Origin of the sequence: Oscillatoria salina IIICB1, assembly GCF_020144665.1 — a bacterium.
Classification (GTDB): Bacteria; Cyanobacteriota; Cyanobacteriia; order Cyanobacteriales; family SIO1D9; genus IIICB1.
Genome location: NZ_JAAHBQ010000057.1, coordinates 23,126 through 38,329, shown reverse-complemented (window position 1 = coordinate 38,329; position 15,204 = coordinate 23,126). Strand labels below are relative to the sequence as shown.

The 15,204-nt window shown below is 43.3% G+C and carries 19 protein-coding genes and 1 pseudogene; 8 read left to right on the top strand and 12 right to left on the bottom strand.

Annotated features, from left to right (window positions below):
• The 8 genes and pseudogenes from G3T18_RS17255 to G3T18_RS17220 form a co-directional block, all read right to left on the bottom strand.
• Positions 1 to 1,659: cadherin-like domain-containing protein (locus G3T18_RS17255; protein ID WP_224411819.1), on the bottom strand; the 1,659-nt coding region annotated here is incomplete at its 3' end.
• Between the two features lie 141 nt (positions 1,660 to 1,800).
• Positions 1,801 to 1,887: pseudogene (locus tag G3T18_RS25940) on the bottom strand (carbohydrate ABC transporter permease); the annotation flags it as partial.
• A gap of 40 nt (positions 1,888 to 1,927) precedes the next feature.
• A complete protein-coding gene (locus tag G3T18_RS17245) occupies positions 1,928 to 2,080 on the bottom strand; it encodes a hypothetical protein (protein ID WP_224411818.1) in 153 nt (50 codons plus the stop codon).
• Between the two features lie 39 nt (positions 2,081 to 2,119).
• Complete coding sequence (locus G3T18_RS17240) at positions 2,120 to 2,374, bottom strand: HNH endonuclease (RefSeq protein ID WP_224411817.1); 255 nt, start codon at positions 2,372 to 2,374, stop codon at positions 2,120 to 2,122.
• Positions 2,361 to 2,606, bottom strand: coding sequence for a hypothetical protein (locus G3T18_RS17235; RefSeq protein ID WP_224411816.1), 246 nt, complete (start codon positions 2,604 to 2,606; stop codon positions 2,361 to 2,363). Before G3T18_RS17235 ends, G3T18_RS17240 begins: the two co-directional genes overlap by 14 nt.
• A gap of 78 nt (positions 2,607 to 2,684) precedes the next feature.
• Positions 2,685 to 3,524, bottom strand: a complete 840-nt coding sequence (locus G3T18_RS17230) for a carbohydrate ABC transporter permease (RefSeq protein WP_224411815.1) — start codon at positions 3,522 to 3,524, stop codon at positions 2,685 to 2,687.
• Between the two features lie 66 nt (positions 3,525 to 3,590).
• A complete protein-coding gene (locus tag G3T18_RS17225; RefSeq protein ID WP_224411814.1) occupies positions 3,591 to 4,163 on the bottom strand; it encodes a 5-formyltetrahydrofolate cyclo-ligase in 573 nt (190 codons plus the stop codon).
• 121 nt (positions 4,164 to 4,284) lie between these two features.
• Complete coding sequence (locus G3T18_RS17220; protein WP_224411813.1) at positions 4,285 to 4,557, bottom strand: hypothetical protein; 273 nt, start codon at positions 4,555 to 4,557, stop codon at positions 4,285 to 4,287.
• Positions 4,558 to 4,988: 431 nt separating this feature from the next.
• Between G3T18_RS17220 and G3T18_RS17215 the strand changes: the two genes are divergently transcribed.
• On the top strand, positions 4,989 to 6,101 hold the full coding sequence (locus G3T18_RS17215; protein ID WP_224411812.1) for a tetratricopeptide repeat protein: 1,113 nt from the start codon (positions 4,989 to 4,991) through the stop codon (positions 6,099 to 6,101).
• Positions 6,102 to 6,231: 130 nt separating this feature from the next.
• On the opposite strand, the gene G3T18_RS17210 is transcribed toward G3T18_RS17215, so the two are convergent.
• Positions 6,232 to 6,675 carry a hypothetical protein gene (locus tag G3T18_RS17210; RefSeq protein ID WP_224411811.1) on the bottom strand — a complete coding sequence of 148 codons (444 nt, stop codon included), beginning with the start codon at positions 6,673 to 6,675 and terminating at the stop codon, positions 6,232 to 6,234.
• A 307-nt stretch (positions 6,676 to 6,982) separates the two neighbouring features.
• Here G3T18_RS17210 and carA point away from each other — a divergent pair, with 307 nt between their 5' ends.
• The 5 genes from carA (at position 6,983) to G3T18_RS17185 (ending at position 10,622) form a co-directional block, all read left to right on the top strand.
• Positions 6,983 to 8,128: a glutamine-hydrolyzing carbamoyl-phosphate synthase small subunit gene (carA, locus tag G3T18_RS17205; protein ID WP_224411810.1), complete on the top strand. Its 1,146-nt coding sequence runs from the start codon at positions 6,983 to 6,985 to the stop codon at positions 8,126 to 8,128.
• Between the two features lie 198 nt (positions 8,129 to 8,326).
• Complete coding sequence (locus G3T18_RS17200) at positions 8,327 to 8,722, top strand: STAS domain-containing protein (RefSeq protein ID WP_318013997.1); 396 nt, start codon at positions 8,327 to 8,329, stop codon at positions 8,720 to 8,722.
• A gap of 114 nt (positions 8,723 to 8,836) precedes the next feature.
• Positions 8,837 to 9,310 carry a Mini-ribonuclease 3 gene (locus G3T18_RS17195; protein ID WP_397333963.1) on the top strand — a complete coding sequence of 158 codons (474 nt, stop codon included), beginning with the start codon at positions 8,837 to 8,839 and terminating at the stop codon, positions 9,308 to 9,310.
• Between the two features lie 28 nt (positions 9,311 to 9,338).
• On the top strand, positions 9,339 to 10,265 hold the full coding sequence (gene rlmB / locus G3T18_RS17190) for a 23S rRNA (guanosine(2251)-2'-O)-methyltransferase RlmB (protein WP_224411809.1): 927 nt from the start codon (positions 9,339 to 9,341) through the stop codon (positions 10,263 to 10,265).
• 72 nt (positions 10,266 to 10,337) lie between these two features.
• Positions 10,338 to 10,622: a DUF1816 domain-containing protein gene (locus G3T18_RS17185; protein ID WP_224411808.1), complete on the top strand. Its 285-nt coding sequence runs from the start codon at positions 10,338 to 10,340 to the stop codon at positions 10,620 to 10,622.
• Positions 10,623 to 10,717: 95 nt separating this feature from the next.
• On the opposite strand, the gene G3T18_RS17180 is transcribed toward G3T18_RS17185, so the two are convergent.
• The 3 genes from G3T18_RS17180 to G3T18_RS17170 form a co-directional block, all read right to left on the bottom strand.
• Positions 10,718 to 11,560 carry an alpha/beta fold hydrolase gene (locus G3T18_RS17180; protein WP_224411807.1) on the bottom strand — a complete coding sequence of 281 codons (843 nt, stop codon included), beginning with the start codon at positions 11,558 to 11,560 and terminating at the stop codon, positions 10,718 to 10,720.
• Positions 11,557 to 12,507 carry an isoaspartyl peptidase/L-asparaginase gene (locus tag G3T18_RS17175; RefSeq protein WP_224411806.1) on the bottom strand — a complete coding sequence of 317 codons (951 nt, stop codon included), beginning with the start codon at positions 12,505 to 12,507 and terminating at the stop codon, positions 11,557 to 11,559. The genes G3T18_RS17180 and G3T18_RS17175 overlap by 4 nt, the downstream gene beginning before the upstream one ends.
• Positions 12,508 to 12,683: 176 nt before the next feature.
• Positions 12,684 to 12,839: a DUF2256 domain-containing protein gene (locus G3T18_RS17170; protein WP_224411805.1), complete on the bottom strand. Its 156-nt coding sequence runs from the start codon at positions 12,837 to 12,839 to the stop codon at positions 12,684 to 12,686.
• 40 nt (positions 12,840 to 12,879) lie between these two features.
• Here G3T18_RS17170 and G3T18_RS17165 point away from each other — a divergent pair, with 40 nt between their 5' ends.
• Complete coding sequence (locus G3T18_RS17165) at positions 12,880 to 13,620, top strand: RNA methyltransferase (protein ID WP_224411804.1); 741 nt, start codon at positions 12,880 to 12,882, stop codon at positions 13,618 to 13,620.
• Positions 13,621 to 13,734: 114 nt separating this feature from the next.
• Positions 13,735 to 15,201 (top strand): serine hydrolase, encoded by a 1,467-nt coding sequence (locus G3T18_RS17160; protein ID WP_224411803.1) that lies wholly within the window; start codon positions 13,735 to 13,737, stop codon positions 15,199 to 15,201.
• The last annotated feature ends 3 nt before the right edge of the window (positions 15,202 to 15,204 follow it).

Sequence of the window (15,204 nt, the reverse complement as noted above, 5' to 3'; positions counted from 1 at the left end):
TGTCGCGGTATCGTTAGTAGCGACTGGTGCAACATTTGCTACATCTTCATCTACAGTAACTTCGACAGTCGCAGCGTTAGAAGTCTCTCCCTCATTATCGTCTACGGTGTATGTGAAACTGTCAGTCCCCGTAAAGTTAGCATTGGGTGTATAAGTTATTACTCCTGTCGTGTCATCGATACTGACTGTACCGTTGGTAGGTTGAGTTGCGACAGCGACACTGGTTAAGTCTAGAGTACCATCGCTGTCAGTGTCATTGTTGAGAACGGGAATCGCGATCGCTGTATTTTCTGCTGTTGTCGCGGTATCGTTAATAGCGACGGGTGCAACATTTGCTACATCGGCATCAACAGTAACTTCGACAGTCGCAGCGTTAGAAGTCTCTCCCTCATTATCGTCTACGGTGTAGGTGAAAGTGTCACTACCCGTAAACTCTGCATTTGGTGTATAAGTTATTACTCCCGTCGTCGCATCAACCGCAACTGTACCATTTGTAGGTTGAGTTGCGACAGTGACACTGGTTAAGTCTAGAGTACCATCGCTGTCGGTGTCATTGTCGAGAACGGGAATCGCGATCGCTGTATTTTCGGCTGTTGTCGCGGTATCGTTAGTAGCGACGGGTGCAACATTTGCTACATCGGCATCAACAGTAACTTCGACAGTCGCAGCGTTAGAAGTCTCTCCCTCATTATCGTCTACGGTGTAAGTGAAACTGTCAGTACCCGTAAATGCAGCGTTGGGTGTATAAGTTATTACTCCCGTCGTCGCATCAACCGCAACTGTACCATTTGTAGGTTGAGTTGCGACAGTGACACTGGTTAAGTCTAGAGTACCATCGCTGTCAGTGTCATTTTCTACAACATTGATTTCAACTGCTTCACCTTCAGTAGTCGTCGCTGTATCAAAGACAGCAACGGGTGGAGAGTTATCTAGGTTTAAATCAACTTCATAGCCAATATCAGCTAAGAGTGCTAAATCAACTACAGTTGGTACCCTAGATGAATCTACAGGAGACATTAAAGCTTGTGTTCCATCCCTTAAGGTAAAACCATCTAATACATGAGCGAGATCGTTTTCTAAAGGAATAGGATTACCTTCATTGACACTAAGAGCATTAGGTCCATCAAATAAAGCTCCTTCTTCACCAATTGTGCTAAAAATATTGGCAGTACCAATACCTAAGACATGACCTATTTCATGTAAAGCTGTTTCGAGAAAGTCTATACTTCCAAACGGTTGGTCGTCATCAGTCTCAGGTGTTTGATCGAAAAACCAATCAGCAGAACTACCATCATTAAAAGAAGGAGTAGGATCGAAGGAAATATTACCAGCAAACGGTTCAAAATCAGAGCCATCAGTAGTTCTTGGTCCTCCACGTGCTAGGGCATCACCATCTATACCAATACCAAATGGAGGAGATTGAGTACCAACAAAAATGAGTAGGTCATCTATTTCTGTATCTAAAATAACCTCTTGGTTTTCTTCACCAGTTTGAGGATTCCTGACAGTAATTTCAATTCCAGCAGGAACATTATCAAATTCGTCGTCAATTAAATTTTCCCAGATTTGAGCGGCGGCTTCAAGAGTTGTTCTTCTTTCTGCATCGTCAAAAAAGCCATTCGTGTCAAAGCGATAGTCGAATTCAATATTGAAAGTCATGACAATAATTTCCTCTCAATACACTAAATAATTGGCAAATTCAAAACTGATTTTTTGCCTACCATATACATCTCGGAAATTAATTGTCGTTTTTATGCAAACTCGCTATTTTTGTCACAATCTGTTACACAATCAACGTATTTAGCCTTTTACGCCGCTACCAGTATCAGTGGGGATAATATATCTTTGCACGAAGATAAATAAGAGCAAAACTGGTGCAATGGAAATGTACAATTTAATCAGCATTGCGTCTGCTGACCCAAAGGTTTTATTGTCGCGGGTCGTCATTGGGTGGATGAAGTTGAGCAGCTATCCATTGCCGTCGCGCATTCTGAATGAATGGTTCTTTACGGCGTTCATCATTCAAATCTAAACGGTTACAGGTAGCACGTCCAAATGGTGTTTTGCCAATGATTTTCACAGCATCTACTGACCAGATAAAATGCTCTAACCAGTTTTGCTAACGTGGGTTGAAAAGTGGGACTTCTGTCTCTGTTTCTGGATCGATACCTGTGGTAAAATTGTAACGTCTTTCATTGCAACGACGGCAGGCGAGAGCAAGATTGTCTAAATCATCACTGCCGCCAAAAGATTTGGGTTGGATATGATCGACTGAAAGCGGAGCAGAACTGAGAAGTTCGGGATAATGACAGTATTCGCATCGAAATTGCGCCCTTTGTCGAACCGTGACGTAGAGTGATTTAGGAATGACCATTCGCTTGGGCAGCCATGACCGCATTAATGTAGCTAAAAATATCGTCGAGTTCGCCGATAGCTTCTAGTTCGAGAAGTTCTTCTGCTGTGAGACTGTCCGCTTTTTTCAAGTCCAGCAACGTTTGCATTCGTGCGCTCAATTCATCGGTAAATTTGAATAGGGTTAGATGATTTATTTGCTGAACTCGTAATCCTTGGGGAATAAAAGCAGAAGGTTTAACCAGAGTAGTCATAGCTAGGTGAAGATGAGCGAGTGCCTTTCGATCGTAGCATCTGTTATTTCAAGAGTTGACATTCATCGCTATTGGTATTCACCCTTTTACACCGCTTCCCGTATCAGTAGGAATAATATATCTTTGCACGAAGATAAATAAGAGCAAAACTGGGGCAATAGAAATGACTGAACCTGCGGCAATTAAACGCCAGTCGAGGGAAAATGTTCCAGTTAGTGTAGCTACGCCTAATGGTAAAGTGTAATATTCTGGGCGATCGAGGACAATAAGTGGCCAAAGAAAGTCACTCCAAGAACCAATAAATACGAAGATTGCTAAGGTTACTAATGCGGGACGAATTGCAGGGATCATCACGTGCCACCATAAGCCTAATTCGCTACAGCCATCGATGCGGGCGGCTTCTTCTAATTCTTTGGGGACTCCTTGGAATGCTTGTCGTAAGAGAAAGATGCCAAATGCTGAGGCTAAACTAGGAAATATTACGCCTAAGTAGGTGTTTCTTAAACCTAGTTGGACGGTGATGATATATAGGGGAATCATGACGATTTGGAAGGGAATCATGATTGTGGAAACGATTAAGGCGAAGGTTATTTCTCGTCCGCGAAATTTCAGTCTAGCTAGAGGATAAGCGGCTAATGAGCAAAATAGTAAGTTGAAGGTTACGGTGAGAATGGCGACGAAAATACTATTGAAAAGATAGCGTCCGAAAGGATAAGTTTGCCAAACGATTTTAAAGTTTTCTAAGGTTGGTTGGGTGGGAATTAGTTGGGGTGGAAATGCGAAAATGTTTTCTGTGGGGGATTTGAGGGAAGTACCAATCAACCAGAGAAGGGGGAAAAGCATGAAAAAGGCGATCGCGCCTAGCACCAAATAAAGGATAATAGTTTTTTGGGTTTGATTTTGGCTTTTAACTTGCATAGTCAGTTGTCACGTATCCGCATTTTCCAGTTATCAGTTTATCCCCCAATTCCCAGTTACCAATACCTAGTCCCCAGTCACTATTTTTACACCTGTTTCGGTACAAACTGCATCTAGTGGTTTATCCCAAGGATCGCTGGGTAGTTGGGGCAGAAAGGCGAAGTCGTAGATAATACCTATGGTAGGCTTGGTTTGCCATTTTGGGGAAGCTAACATTCGGTCGTAGAAACCTCCACCGTAACCGAGACGATATCCTCGATAGTCGCAGGCGATCGCGGGAACTAAAATTAAATCGACTAAATTGGGCTGTAAGCTGGGTGAATTTGGATGAGGTTCAAAAATGCCAAAATTTCCTTTTTCTAAGGGTTCTCCGGGCTGCCAGCGATGCCAGAAGAGAGATTTATCGACACATCGAGGGAAACCCCATTTTTTTTCGGTGTTTGTGAAGAGAAAATTAAGATCGGGTTCGCAGCGAAAACTGAAGTAGGCGAGAATAGTTTTTGCTTGCTTAAATATGGGCGAAGATTGTAAATGAGTGCAGAGTTTTGCGCTTTTTTCTTGGCATTCTTGTGCAGAGATAGAGAGTCTTTGTTTAAGTAATTGACGACGTAATTGACTTTTATTTTGCTGTAGTTTCATAGATAATATTTAGCCGATGAAGAAAGATTTATTTAGTGAGTATTTTGGTTAACGACACCAAACCATTTTCAGCAAAATCTATCTCTAAATGATATTATGCGATTGATTAATCTGCCGTGAATCATTCTACAATACGCTCACTTGCACCACCAAAGCTGACAGCAACATCGTAACCAATCCGCATAGTAAACAATCTAGCATTAGGATTTTTTTGCTTTAACTTTAAGGCTGTTTCTACGCCAGTTTGATCGATTCCGTATTCGCCAGTTTCAGCATTAATTACAATCATTTTGCCAAGATTATCGCCAGACTCAATTTCTTGACGAATACCATTTTCGTAAAATTGTTTTGCTCGGTGGGCAACTTCTTCGACACTCCAAAAAATAGCTTCCATGATAATTACGGCTGCTTTTCGTCCTTTAATTATTATAACTAAATTTTAGAGTAATTATGTTAAATAAATTATTGACTCAAGGTAGGGGTGAAACTATCGAAACTAAACAGTTGACTTAGTTTCATTCTGAGCGTGAATAAACCTAATTTTCAATATTAGTATTTTTAATCAATTGGTAAACAATTAGATGATATCCGATCGTATCTGCTGAGATACCAGACGTGACGCTGTTGCTTCTTCCACGATCGCATTTTCTCAGACATCCGTAATTGTGACAATCAGATATTGACCTGGGCAAATTTTTCTTGTAATCTAAGCCAAATCTACTAAAATGCTAACCTAGTTGCGTTAATCGCCAGGATTTCCTGATTGGGGACTGTGGCGATCGTAACACTGAAAAATTTAACCTCACACTTGTTATCAAAATAGCCGTGCAAAAACAAACTTTTTCTCTTGTCGCTAGTCTATTATTGACTGGATTGGTAACTACTCTGCCTGCTAAGGCTCAAATTAGTCAACCTTTACTGTTGAGTCAGTCTCAGCAATCGAGCAATCAACAAATTGACGAACTGCTGCGGCAGGGACGAGAATTAGTTGATGCGGGAAATTTTGTCCAGGCTGTAAATGCTTATCAACGGGCTGCGGCTTTAGATCGCGAAAATGCGAAGATATTTTCGGGTATTGGCTATTTACAAGCGCGTTTGGGTAATTATCGCGAAGCAGCCCAAGCTTATCGACAAGCGGTTAGTTTAGAAGCGAATAATGCTGAATATTATTACGCACTTGGTTACAGTCTCGCCCAAACAGGAGATAATCGAACTGCGGCTGATGCTTATCGGAATGCTGCGAGGATCGATCCGAATAATTTGAAGCATTTACAAGGATTAGGTGTAGTTTTACTGCGCGAGGAAGATTATAACGGCGCGATCGCGGCTTATCAACAAATTATTGCTTTAGATCCTGATAATCAGGAAGCTTATGAAATCCTCGGTACTACTTTAATTCAGCAAGGACGTACTACGGAAGCGATCGAGGTACTACAAAAAGCTACTCGTAATTCTGCCCGCAGCAGTGGTATGCTGCTTCAGTTAGGTGTTGCTTTGTTAAGTGAAGGTAATACGAATGCTGGATTAGCAGCTTTGGAACAAGCGAAAAAAATGGATGGACAAAATCCTGATATTCATTACTATATTGGCAAAGTTTATCGCCAACGCCGGAATTTAGAGGGAGCTTTAGACTCTTTCCGACGTGCTGTTTCTCTCAGACGTAATTTTGTCAATGCTCAAGCGGAAATTGGCGAGATTTTACTAACACAGGGAAATCATATCGAGGCGATCGTGGCTTATCGTCAGCTTATCGAATTAGCTCCGAATAATCCTGCTGCTCATTATAATTTAGGGTTAGCTTTAAAAGGAAGACAAAGATACTCTGAAGCGATCGCGGCTATTGAAAAAGCTCGCGATCTTTACCAAGAAAATAATAACCGAAGCGGCATTCGACAAGCAGAAGCGATGCTCGACGAAATTAAAGAAAAGCAACGCTAAAATCGATTATTAGTTATCAGTTATTAATTCCAGACAACTTGATTTGAATTAGCCACCAAATCTAAATTTGGTGGCAGATTAGTTTCCACAAGCCTCGCTCGTAAATCGCTCACTGCGGAGCGTTTAGTTATTAGTTGACATTACAATAATTGTTAATACCATTAACCACTTCTTGTTCTAAATTTCCAGCTTCACGAACAGTTTTCAACGCCGCCTCCGCAGCACCACGATTTTTCTTTTCGTAAGCTTCAACAAACTGGCGAGTTGCTTGAGAGTGAGAGTGATATACCTGAATTAAACCAGCTTGATAATCAAGTAATTGTTCATCCTTGCTTTCTAGGGTTTCCATTGCTTGGGCTGCTTGCTCAAAAGCACTAGCTACTTGCAGTGCTGCTTGGGGATCGGTATTACTACCACTATCCGAGAGGTTTTGTGTTTCTGTTGCTACATCATTGGCAATGTCGATAATCTTTTTACACTGAGACAATTTTGGGTCTGCACAGCCAAAATTAGCAAAACTAATGGCGGCGCTGAGGATAAACAAAATCGAATATCTAGGCAAATAAGGACGCATCAATGACTCCGAATCGAAAAATTAGCTCTTTAGTTTGGTAGCACATTTTTTTCCTGCTTGGTATACCATTTATTCATTAACTCTCGATAATTCAGGAGGAAAGATTGGTTAGTAGGGGTGTAAAGCACTAACGATTATAGTTATTGACGGAATTTGTCGAGAATCTCCACATCAAAATTTACCATAAGAATTATTAGTATTTCGATTCCTACCCGGTAGTTATTTGAACAAAATTCGCTCTCGCTGCTGCTGGGAAGCTGCCTGAATGCTATTCTACGAATTAGTAAAAGTTTTACAGTGAAAAGATATGCGAATTACAGAGGCTAAACCAGCCCTACTCGTTCTAGCAGATGGAACAACATATAAGGGTTATGCTGGGGGAAGCTCCGGAACGGCGATCGGTGAGGTCGTTTTTAATACCGGAATGACAGGATATCAGGAAGTTATGACCGATCCCAGCTACTGCGGTCAAATTGTCATCTTCACCTATCCGGAATTAGGCAATACTGGTGTCAACCCGGAAGACGAAGAATCCTATCAACCTCATCTTAAAGGTATTGTCGCCCGAAATATTTGCGATCGCCCCAGTAATTGGCGAGCGACAAAATCTTTACCCGACTACCTCAAAGAACATAAAATTCCGGCAATTTATGGCATTGACACTCGCGCCCTAACTCGGAAAATTCGCTCGTCAGGGGCGATGAATGGCGGGATTTCTACCGAAATCCTCGATCCCGAAGAATTACTCCGCCACGTCCAAGCTGCCCCACCAATGGCAGGATTAAACTTAGTTCGGGAAGTAACCACGAAAGATGTTTACGAATGGTCTAATCCTACCGATCCTAGTTGGGAATTTCGTCCTGTGGAAGATGCGACTAACGGCGAACCTTTAACTGTTGTCGCCATTGATTTTGGCATCAAACGCAATATTTTGCGACGTTTAGCCAGTTACGGTTGTCGCGTTGTCGTTGTTCCCGCTAACTCATCTCCAGAAGACATTCTCAAACACAACCCTGATGGTATTTTCCTCTCTAACGGACCTGGCGATCCCGCCGCCGTTAGTGAAGGGATCGCAACTACGAAAGCTTTGCTAGCACAAGGTAAACCAACGTTTGGCATTTGCATGGGACATCAAATTCTCGGTTTGTCTCTCGGTGCATCTACTTTCAAACTCAAATTCGGACATCGGGGTTTAAATCAACCTGCCGGATTAAAACAGCAGGTGGAGATTACCAGTCAAAATCACGGTTTTGCTGTGGATCTCGATTCTTTAACTCCGGATGTGGAAATTACTCATCTCAACCTCAACGATCGCACGGTCGCTGGCTTACGTCATAAAAATTTACCTTTCTTTTCCGTTCAGTATCACCCAGAAGCTAGCCCTGGTCCTCACGATGCTGATTATTTGTTCGAGCGTTTTGTCAAGTTAATGCGAGAACATCATGCCAACTAACTGAGAAATAATCTAGAGACGTTCGATGCAACGTCTCTCTCTTTGCCAGCTAGTAGCTAAGGAAAATTTATCTCGAAAATATCTTGACAAATTACAGTAAATTTGCTAAACAACAGTAATTAACTAGAAGAATCTAAAAAAACTTGGGGAAAGGTTTTCCTAAAGAAGAATTTGTCGATATACTATACCTTTGATTGAATAACGCTACAGTTTGAGGAGGAGATTATTCCTGAGCCACTAAACCTGACAGTAAGCTTAAGAGGCACGCGCGAAGTCGGGGAAAACCACCAAATCTTCCGTCTGACAGGATTGTTAGATGCCTTCTCCGAACCAACATTTCGGAGAGTCATCGGCAATTTCATTGATGAAGGTCCAAATAACATCATTTTGGATCTGTCCCAGATCGATTTTGTCGATAGTTCTGGGTTAGGTGCTTTGGTACAGTTAGTAAAAAAGGCACAAAATGCCTCCGGAACGCTGCAAATAGTTACTAATGCCCGCGTGACTCAAACAGTCAAGCTGGTTCGTTTAGAAAAGTTTCTTTCCCTCCAGCCTTCGGTGCAAGCAGCGTTAGACAAGATCGAGACTAGCTGAACCTTTCAGATGGATAATAACTCTTAACTATCTGGCGGTACTTGTCAGATAGTTGTTTCGTGAAGAGAAGAACAAGCTACAATGTAAAACGAGAAGTCGGGCAGACTAGAAATAGTGAGACCTCCAAAGCCAGATAGTTCAAATACACAGTCAAGCTATTCGGCTTTGACTGGGATAGAAACCCTATTCAAGGGAATTTTCGCTGACGCTAGTTTGGGCTTTAAACCAGAACATTTATCGCCAAGTTCTTTGGCTTATTTGGGAGATGCAGTTTACGAAATTTATATTCGCACTCGCTACATTTTGCCACCGAAAAGAATTTCTACCTATCATCGTCAAGTAGTGGCGCAAGTGCGAGCCGAAAGTCAAGCGGCTCAATTAAGTTTTCTCGAACCGCACCTAACTGATTGGGAGCGAGAAATTCTACGACGGGGACGTAATGCAGCTACAAGTCGTCCTAAACGGATATCTGGAGAAATTTACCAAAAAGCTACGAGTTTAGAAGCATTAATCGGCTATCTCTATCTCAAAGATCCCCAGCGTTTGAGTGAATTGCTGGCAAAGTTGGATCTAGAATCAGAAATTTAATTAGTAAAAGTTAGAATTTGATGACAATATGAGCCAGGGAAACCGCAAACCAAAAATTGTCGATCGCGGGCAGAAAAAAAGACCAGAAAAAAAGAGATTTGCGTCGGGATCGAGAGAAAAGCGGGAACGCTATCCGCAATCAACTACCGATTCAGCCGAAAGAGAGGATAATGACCTAGTCTATGGTCGCCATTCAGTGTTAGCAGTGCTAGAGAGCGATCGCCAAATTAATCGGATTTGGGTAACAACCAAACTCCGCTATGATTCTCGCTTTCATTCACTGCTCCAACAAGCAAAGACAAATGGAACTGTAATCGACGAGGTTGAACCTCGTCGCTTGAGTCAAATTAGTCGCGGTGCAACTCACCAAGGAATTATCGCTCAAGTTGCGCCCTACTCTTATCTCGAATTACCCGAACTGATCGCCCAAGCCAAAGCTACTACCAAAGCACCTGTAATTGTGATTGCGGAAGGAATTACCGATCCCCATAACCTCGGTGCAATTATTCGTAGCGCGGAAGCGATCGGAGCGCAAGGAATGATCGTACCCCAACGTCGAGCTACCGGGATCACCTCTACGGTGATGAAAGTAGCCGCCGGGGCTTTGGAACATTTTCCCGTTGCACGAGTGGTCAATCTTTCTCGTGCTTTGGAAGAATTAAAAGAAGCAGGCTTCTGGATTTATGGTACTACTGCCGAAATCGGTAAACCATTATACGCAGTGGAATTTTCTGGTGCGATAGGATTAGTTGTAGGTTCAGAAGGCGAAGGTTTGAATTTGTTGACCCAACGTTGTTGCGATGTTTTGGTTTCGATTCCGCTACGAGGAAAAACACCAAGCCTGAATGCCTCTGTAGCCGCAGGTATGGCATTATACGAAATTTATCGTCAAAGGGGTTCAGACCGTCTTTACTTAGAATCTCCGCCTCAAGAGAACTGGCAAAAAGAAATGTAACAGAGTATAAATAAATGTAAAGGACAGCAAATAAAAAGCACCATTTACATACTGCCAAATAGGGGAAAAAACATGAAAGAAATATTGATTAAGATTCTGGAATTCTTCGGATTGGCTTGCTGGGTAGAAATTGTTACTGACAATCCTGGCTGTACTTACTATTTCGGTCCGTTTATGAGTAAAAACGAAGCAGAAGAAGAGGCGGGAGGTTATGTCGAAGACTTGAAAAACGAAAATGCTCAGGGAATTGCAGTTAGTATCAAACGTTGCAAGCCAAATAACTTGACTGTTTTTGATGAGGTTGCTGAACCAATTGAATTTGACCGAATTCCCACTCTTAGCGGACAGCCTTCTTAGTCAAGGTTGGGAACTGAAAAAGTTGCTGCTGTTGAAGTTATTCAAAAGCAAAATGGTATTATTGGATTTTTATAATTTAGTTGGGTAAACTTCACTTACGAGCAACTTTTTTCTTTCCTAGCTATTGCTCCTACTTGCGGATGTGTTGCTAACCAGCGATCTATATCCGCGAGCATCTGTGTAGGAATTTCCCAAGGAAATAAATGGGCTGTATTTGGGTAGCAGTGCCACTGGCAATTTTTTAACTTTTGAGCAGTTTCTCGACTTGACTCAGCCGTAATGTGACGATCTCGTTCTCCTGCCAGCATTAAGCATGGGGCTTGAATAAGTTCTAAATCCCCAAGACGATTATAACCTTTTCTCAAAGCCGTATTCAGCGCCCGATGAGCAGTTAGAGAAGTTTGCACATAGGCAGGGTTTCCTTCACGGGCAAGATAGCGATAAGCTTGGGGTGTATGTTGTTGGATCAGGTAGCCAAAGAGCGAATTTCTGCCAAAAACATCGATATTCCACTGCCATCCCGGAATAACCGAGTTAATAACTCCTGCCAATCCGGTATTTAACATACATTGCCAACCTACACGCGGATGACTGCCGCGAGGACGTGCCGCAGTCGCGATTAAAATCAAACCGCTATAACGCTGAGGGTTTCGCAGTGCCAATTCTAAAGCTAAAATTCCTCCCAAAGACCAGCCCAAGAGCAAACAGCATTTTATCTGCAATTTGTCAAGTAATTCTTCCAAATCATTCAAATGGTCGTTCATCGAAAAGTTACCCAGAGGGCGACTTTTGCCATAACCACGCAAATCGGGAGCAATAGTTTGCCAATGGGGAGATAAATATTCGGTAAACACAGACATACAGCGTCCGCTACCAGGATGACCGTGCAAGCAGAGAAGGGGAAAACCCTCTCCGCGAATTTCCACATTCAGATTCATGAGCAATCGATGAGACTTTCGTCAGTCCATTCGAGAGTGTCGCCAATATTTTGACCATCGTGATAAGCAGCGAGGAGAACGTCGCTAGTTTTGCCCCAGGCGATCGCACCTGTCGCAGCAATACCGATCGCGCCCAAATCCCGTTGATTTTGTTTCGCTTCCACAAAAGAACGTTCAAAAGCGGCGGCTAAAGACAAACCATCGGTAACGCGCACCACAATTTTCGCTGCTAGACACTCATCTATGATATCTTCTCCGATCCCCGTACAGCTAACCGCCGCTTGTTTGGTGGCATAATTACCTGCGGGCATTGCCGAGTCACTGACGCGCCCAATGCGTTCAAAGCCCTTCCCACCAGTAGAAGTACCCGCCGCGAGATTTCCTTGACTATCCAGGGCGACAACGCCAATTGTACCGCGTCCAGCTTCACTTTCGGCGATCACTCCAGCCATGCTTTTACTGAAATTATCTTTCCTTTCAGCCAGCCATTCATTTAAACGTTTATCTGTCAAGGGGTTGTAGGGAGAAATTTGTAACTCTCGCGTCAACTCCGCCGCACCATAATCAGAAAGAACGCGATCGCTTTGAGATTGGAGAAACTTCGCTAAGGCGATCGGATTTTTGATTCGCGAGACATTAATCGCCCCGCTAAAACTTTGAGAAGTACCATCCATCAAACTCGCACTCATACGAATTTGACCATCTGATTGCAATACCGAACCCGTCCCCGCATTAAAGCGAGGTTCATCCTCTAGAAGCTGACAGCCCTTAACTACCGCTTCAGTAGCACTAGCTTTGTCGAGGAGTAAAGCATAAATTTCTTCAACAATCGAATGAAGCGATTGACGTACTGCGTTTAGTCCCCCTTTACCTTTGAGGGAACTACCAGCACCACCGTGAATAATTAATTTTGGTTGCACCTGATTCTCTACTTCTACATCTGCCATCAGTCATTTTAAGCGATCGTGGTGAGGTGGGAGAGGGGGAGGACAAGGGGGAGGGGGGAGAGGGGGAGGACAAGGAGGATAAACTGCTAACTGTTCACTGTTCACTGAACCCAGTCCCCACCTCACCAGTCCCCAGTCCCCACCTCACCAGTCCCCACCTCACCAGTCCCCAGTCCCTAATCCCCAATCTGCGATCGCCTTCGACGACAACGCTCCGAACAATATTTTACTTGATCCCAGCAATCAGACCATTTTTTCCGCCAAGTGAAAGGACGCTGACACACCGGACAAATTTTTGTTGGTAAATCGGATTTAGATCGCTGACGAGCCATGCTAAGTTGACGTTAAACTGCCTATTTGATTTTAGTGACAATGAGTGAACTTACCAAAGTGCGAATTATTTTAGTGGAACCTGCGGGCGCACTCAATGTGGGTTCAGTAGCGCGGGTAATGAAAAATATGGGCTTGCAGCAGTTAGTATTAGTTAAGCCCCACTGCAACGTTTTGGGACAAGAGGCGATTCAAATGGCAGTTCATGCGACCGATGTGTTAAAACAAGCCTTGGTGGTAGAGAGTTTGCCAGAAGCCCTCAAAGGTTGTCAAAGAGCGATCGCCACTACTGCCCGTTCTCGTACTTTACCACTGACTCTCGAACAGCCGCGAAATGCCTTACCTTGGCTGTTAACAGAAGCAGGTGAATCAGCGTTAATTTTTGGTCCGGAAGATCGCGGTTTAAGCAATGCCGAACTTGGATTAGCCCAAAGATTTGTTTGTATTCCCGCTAATCCGGAATATCCTTCTTTAAATCTTGCCCAAGCAGTAGCGGTTTGCGTTTACGAACTTTATCAAATATCTCAGGAAGAATTTGATTCCCCAACTCTAGCCGAAACAGTAGATTCAGATACAGCTACCTTAGATGCTCTCGAAAATTATTATCAGCACTTAGAAGCAATCTTATTGAAAATCGGTTATCTTTATCCCCATACCGCTACAAAGAGAATGGAAAAATTGCGGCGGTTGTATAATCGAAGCGCTCTTTCCAAACAAGAATTAGCTATGTTACGGGGAATTCTCCGACAGATCGAATGGGCATTACAAGCAAAAAAAGAATAGGTATTGTAAGATTTTGCACAGAAAGGACGACGATCGTTATGCTTAATTGTTCGAGTTTTGCTTAATTGAGAGAGTGAAAGTCTAAAATCGAGTTGCGACAACAGGAGTGTAGGTGTGGTACGGCAATCAAGAACGCAATCTTCCAGAGTAAAAATGTCAGCAGGTGCAGCAGCTTGGGATTGGCGAGGAAAATCTCAAATTTCTGCACTTGAAACCAATAAAGATTTGCTTCGGATTGGTGTTAGTAATTTGTTGAAGAAAAAGTTACCTGATTCACAAGTGGTGAGATCGCGCTTTGAAAGTCGTCGTCGCACTCGCTCAAAACCCCAATCCTCAAGCGATCGCCCTTTACGCCGACCTAGTTCGGGGGCTAATAATGGTTCGCGTCGGCGAGAACGTCAGCCGAAAAGCAAGTCCCCCGATTTATTACCTGTACCGAAGCCCAAAGCGCCGAGAACGCGCCCAGAAGCGAATAATCGTCCGCCATCGCGTCGGAGAAATAAACCGCCGCGTCGGGGCAATAAACCGCCGCGTAAGCTTTCTTCATTACTGTGGCTGTATGGAGTCCGCGTACTAATTTTAGCAGTTGGACTCGGAGCGATCGCGGGAACTTTACTTTCTGTAGTCGATCCCAGTACCCAAATCTCGGAGCAAAATCTCGAAAAGGAAACAAATCAATTACAAGCAAGTATCGAACCGCAACCATCGCCAGTTTTACCTTTAAGTCAGGAAATAACGCCCCTGAAAACCCAATTACAAGTAATGCTTCAGCAAAATCCTCAACTGCAACCGGGTGTATTTTTAGTGGATCTCGATACAGGTGCGTACCTCAACTGGGAAGGTTCGACTGCATTTTCGGCAGCTAGTACGATTAAAGTACCGATTTTAGTTGCTTTTTTCCAAGATGTGGATGCGGGTAAAATTCGCCTCGACGAAACTTTAACTTTAACCCCAGAAACGATCGCTACGGGTTCGGGGGATATGCAATATCAAGCGATCGGAACCCAGTATACAGCCTTAGAAACCGCGACTAAAATGATTACCATCAGCGATAACAGCGCTACCAATATGTTAATCGAACGTCTCGGAGGCGCGATCGCCCTTAACCAACGTTTTCAGGAATGGGGTTTAACTGCCACAGCGATTCGCAATCCTTTACCCGATATTGAAGGAACAAATACCACCAGCCCCGAAGACTTAGCCAAAATTTTAGCCCGAGTCAACAAAGGAGAATTGATTTCGATGCGATCGCGCGATCGGCTTTTAGAGATCATGAAACAAACGGAAAATAATACGCTTCTACCTCAAGGTTTAGGTCAAGGAGCTACTATTGCTCATAAAACTGGTTATATTGGCTCTATGTTAGGAGATGTGGGGATCGTCGATATGCCTTCTGGAAAGCGTTATTTAGTCGCAATTATGGTTAGTCGTCCCGACAACGATCCCAAAGCCAAAGAATTTATTCATGCTATTTCTCGCGCTGCTTATCAATACTTCAATCAACCATTTTCCAGACCAAATATCACTATTACTCCCAGTCACGCACCAAAATCGGTAACTGCGCGAAATCAAAATTGGTAATTT